This window comes from Poseidonibacter sp., assembly GCF_041821165.1.
GTDB lineage: Bacteria > Campylobacterota > Campylobacteria > Campylobacterales > Arcobacteraceae > Poseidonibacter.
In genome coordinates this window covers 1-3,404 of sequence record NZ_JBGUES010000221.1, presented here as the reverse complement: position 1 = coordinate 3,404, position 3,404 = coordinate 1, and the positions used below count along the sequence as shown (strand labels likewise).

Sequence of the window (3,404 nt, the reverse complement as noted above, 5' to 3'; positions counted from 1 at the left end):
AGCTCTTGTGACGACAGTTCAATTGCTATTACAAATATAGAAACTAAAGAATTAATCTACCACAAAAAAATATCTCAAGAACTACAACATAGTGTTTATGGTGGTGTTGTTCCTGAACTTGCTGCAAGATTGCATGTGGAAGCCTTACCCAAAATATTAGAAGAGTGTAAAGAATATTTTCATGCCTTAAAAGCAATAGCAGTTACAAATGCTCCTGGATTATCAGTTACCTTAATGGAAGGCGTAACAATGGCAAAAGCATTAGCTTTAAGCCTTGATTTACCATTAATTGCAGTAAATCATCTAAAAGGTCATATTTACTCACTTTTTATTGAAAAAGAAGAAGTATTACCTATTACTATTTTATTAGTTTCAGGTGGACATACTCAAATAATTGAAGCAAACTCTTTAAATGATATGAATATTATTGCAAGTACTATGGATGATAGTTTTGGAGAAAGTTTTGATAAAGTATCTAAAATGATGAAACTTGGTTATCCAGGTGGTCCAATTGTTCAAGAGTATGCTCTAAAAGGTGATGAAAATAGATTTGAATTACCAATACCTCTTAGACAAAGTCCAAATATAGAATTCTCATATTCAGGGCTTAAAAATGCAGTTCGATTACAAATAGAAAAACTAGAAAATAGTGAAAATGAAATAAGTGAACAAGATAAATATGATATTTGTGCATGTTTCCAAAAAACAGCAGTATCGCATATTATGCAAAAAACAAAAAAATTATTTAAACAAAAAGCCCCTAAAAACTTTGCAATAGTTGGTGGAGCTAGTGCTAATATCTATTTAAGAACACAAATAGAAGATTTATGTAAAACTAATAAAACAAACTTATATTTAAGTCAATTAAAATATTGTAGTGATAATGCTGCAATGATTGGTAGAGTTGCAATAGAACAATATAAACAAAATGATTTTATATCAATTGATGAAATTGATGTAAAAAGTAGACTAAAGGAATTTTAATGATATTTCAAATGGGTGCAAATTTAGATACAGAGACTTATGACACATCAAAAAATGATAAAAAAAAGAAAGTATCAAATAAAATAGAGCCAAAGAATCAACATCAATTAGTTTTTACTTACGAAAAAAGAAAAGGTAAACCAGTAACTTTAGTAGGTAGATTTAATATTTCTAATGAAGATAAAAAGAATGTACTAAAATTATTAAAGAAAAAACTAGCTTGTGGTGGTGCTATCAAAGAAGAATGGATAGAAATACAAGGTGATGTAAAAGATAAAATCATCACTATTTTAGAAAGTGACGGTTGGAAATTTAGAAAATAAAAGGATTTTATAATGCAAAAACTATTTGATGAAGTAAATACCTTAGATCAAAGATGTTATGAAAAGTTTGCTTTAAGTGAAGATATTCTGATGGAACATGCTGCAAATTCAATTGCATTATATATTCAAAAACAATACAAAAAAAAGAAATCTATTTTTATCGTCTGTGGTGCTGGAAATAATGGCGCTGATGGAATAGCATTAGCGAGATTACTTTATAAAAAATATGAAGTTTCTTTATATCTACCTTTTGGTGTTAAATCAAATATGGCAAAAGTTCAAGAAAAAAGGGCAAAAGCACTTGGTCTTAACTTTGTAAATGAAATTATATCAAGTGATATAATTGTTGATTGTTTATTTGGCACAGGATTAAATAAAGATTTAAATACTCAATCTATAAATATAATAAAACAATTAAATCAATTAGAATCTGTAAAAATAGCTTGTGATATACCAAGTGGAATAAATATCTTAGGTCAAATCTCAACAATAGCTTTCTATGCTGATATTACTATTACTATGGGTGCTTTAAAAACTTCTTTATATACAGATACTTCAAAAGATTATGTAGGAAAAGTCCTTGTATCAAATTTGGGAGTTCAAAGAGAAGTTTATGAAACTACTACAAATAAATATCTACTAGAAAAAAGTGATATGCTTCTTCCTTTTAGAAATACTCATAATTCACACAAAGGTACATATGGACACCTAAATGTAATTGCAGGATGTAAAAAGGGTGCTTCAATTATAGCTTCAAATGCAGCTTTTGCTTTTGGTGCAGGTTTAGTAACAACTGTATCTCATGAAGAACTAGAACTTCCTTGCCATATAATGCAAAGTCATTTTTTAAGCAAAAATTGCACAGCAATTGCAATAGGAATGGGATTAGGAAATTATGAAGAGAATGAAATAAAAGATATTTTATCAAAAGATATTCCAAAAATAATTGATGCTGATTTATTTTATTCTCCTTTAATACTTGATGTTTTAGATCAAAACATAGTATTAACACCGCATCCAAAAGAGTTTTGTGCCTTATTAAAACTTTGTGATATTGATGATATTAGTATTGAACAATTGCAAAATAATAGACTTAAATATGTAGAAATCTTTTGTAAAAAATATCCTAATATAGTATTACTTTTAAAAGGAACAAATGTAATTATCTCTTTGTATAATAAGATATATATTAATACTTATGGTAGTGCAAGCTTGAGTAAAGGTGGTAGTGGAGATGTTTTAAGTGGACTAATTGGTTCACTTTTAGCACAAGGGTATAATGCTTTAGATGCAACAATAAGTGCTAGTTTAGCACATAGTATTGCAGCTAATAATTATAAAAAGAACAACTATTCATTAAGTCCTATTGATTTAATAGAGGAGATAAAAAAATTATGAGTGCAGTAATAATTCAAACAACATGTTCTTCAAAAATAGAAGCAAAAAATATCGCAAAAGTTTTAATTGATACAAAATTAGCAGCTTGTATTCAATTAAGTGACATAGAATCTTTTTATTCTTGGAATGATGAATTCTGTAGTGATGTGGAAACTCTTCTAAGTATAAAAACTAGAAAAGAAAATTTTGAAAAAGTCAAAAGCAAAATTAAAGAATTACATAGTTATGATGTGCCTGAAATTATTCAAATAGATATAACTAATTCAAGTAAAAAATATTTAAAATTTATAGGAGATAATACGAATGAGTGAAATATTAAAAATAGGTAAATATGAATTTAATAGTAGATTAATAGTAGGATCAGGAAAATATGCTGATTTTCAAACAACAAGAGAAGCAACTTTAGCTTCTGGAAGTGAATTAATTACAGTAGCAATTAGAAGAGTAAATATTACAAACCCAAATGAAGAAAATTTATTAGATTATTTTAAAGATACAAATGTAAAACTTTTACCAAATTCAGCAGGTTGTTTTACAGCAGAAGAAGCTATTACAACTTTTAGACTAATGAGAGAAGCAACTGGAATTGATATTATTAAATTAGAAGTTATTGGTGATGCACATAAAACTTTATATCCAGACGTAATCGAAACTATCAAAGCTTGTGAAGTATTAAAAAAAGATGGTTTTACAATTATG

The 3,404-nt window shown here is 27.4% G+C and carries 4 protein-coding genes and 1 pseudogene; all 5 read left to right on the top strand.

All coding sequences use genetic code 11. The features are described 5' to 3' along the window. Positions 1 to 984, top strand: a 984-nt coding sequence (gene tsaD, locus ACERKK_RS12315) for a tRNA (adenosine(37)-N6)-threonylcarbamoyltransferase complex transferase subunit TsaD (RefSeq protein ID WP_373773372.1), incomplete at its 5' end; no start/stop codon positions are given. Continuing rightward, positions 984 to 1,307: a translation initiation factor SUI1 gene (locus ACERKK_RS12310; RefSeq protein WP_373773371.1), complete on the top strand. Its 324-nt coding sequence runs from the start codon at positions 984 to 986 to the stop codon at positions 1,305 to 1,307. The genes tsaD and ACERKK_RS12310, both read left to right, overlap by 1 nt. A 12-nt stretch (positions 1,308 to 1,319) precedes the next feature. Further along, positions 1,320 to 2,705 (top strand): NAD(P)H-hydrate dehydratase, encoded by a 1,386-nt coding sequence (locus tag ACERKK_RS12305; RefSeq protein WP_373773370.1) that lies wholly within the window; start codon positions 1,320 to 1,322, stop codon positions 2,703 to 2,705. Continuing rightward, on the top strand, positions 2,702 to 3,016 hold the full coding sequence (gene cutA, locus ACERKK_RS12300) for a divalent-cation tolerance protein CutA (protein WP_373773369.1): 315 nt from the start codon (positions 2,702 to 2,704) through the stop codon (positions 3,014 to 3,016). The genes ACERKK_RS12305 and cutA overlap by 4 nt, the downstream gene beginning before the upstream one ends. Continuing rightward, positions 3,009 to 3,404, top strand: a pseudogene (locus ACERKK_RS12295) (thiazole synthase); the annotation flags it as partial. The gene cutA and the pseudogene ACERKK_RS12295, both read left to right, overlap by 8 nt.

Excerpts from the sequence above, each read along its gene's own strand:
- ACERKK_RS12310 (WP_373773371.1), top strand. The coding sequence starts at position 984 with ATGATATTTCAAATGGGTGCAAATTTAGATACAGAGACTTATGACACA.
- ACERKK_RS12305 (WP_373773370.1), top strand. The coding sequence starts at position 1,320 with ATGCAAAAACTATTTGATGAAGTAAATACCTTAGATCAAAGATGTTAT.
- cutA (WP_373773369.1), top strand. The coding sequence starts at position 2,702 with ATGAGTGCAGTAATAATTCAAACAACATGTTCTTCAAAAATAGAAGCA.